The sequence below is a fragment of the Streptomyces lancefieldiae genome, from assembly GCF_031845825.1.
In the GTDB taxonomy this organism is placed as follows: Bacteria; Actinomycetota; Actinomycetes; order Streptomycetales; family Streptomycetaceae; genus Streptomyces; species Streptomyces lancefieldiae.
In genome coordinates, this window is the sequence record NZ_JAVRFH010000388.1 from 1 (window position 1) to 408 (window position 408).

At 68.6% G+C, this 408-nt stretch carries 1 protein-coding gene; it reads right to left on the reverse strand.

The window, feature by feature from the left end; all coding sequences use genetic code 11:
• Positions 1–148 precede the first annotated feature (148 nt).
• Positions 149–408 (reverse strand): chitinase (locus RM812_RS42650; protein WP_311586474.1); only part of this gene is annotated, 260 nt, incomplete at its 5' end.

The window sequence follows — 408 nt, forward strand, 5'->3', positions numbered from 1 at the left end:
TCACAGAGGGGCGGTCGGATGTCTCCCCCGATGCGGATCGTCTCCCCGATCCTGCCAACGCCCTCCCGGAACGCCGGAACGGGGGTGCGTCCGGCTCGGAGCCGGACACACCCCCGTACGGGATGGTTCACATGCGCGCGTCGATCGGTCAGCAGCTCAGGTTCGGGCCCGTGGTGGTGCCGAGGACCTGGGTGAACTGGGTGAACTTGTTGATGCGGCTCTGGACCTGGGCCGGGTTGCCGCCGTTGCACTCGATCGCGCCGTTGATGGAGCGGATCGTCTCGCCGAAGCCGGGGCCGTTGACGATGGCGTTGTGGCCCGTGATGGTGCCGGGGCCGGTCTGGGTGTTCCAGTACCAGAGGGCGGTGCGCCAGGCGATGGCGGCGTTCTGCTCGACCAGGTAGGGGT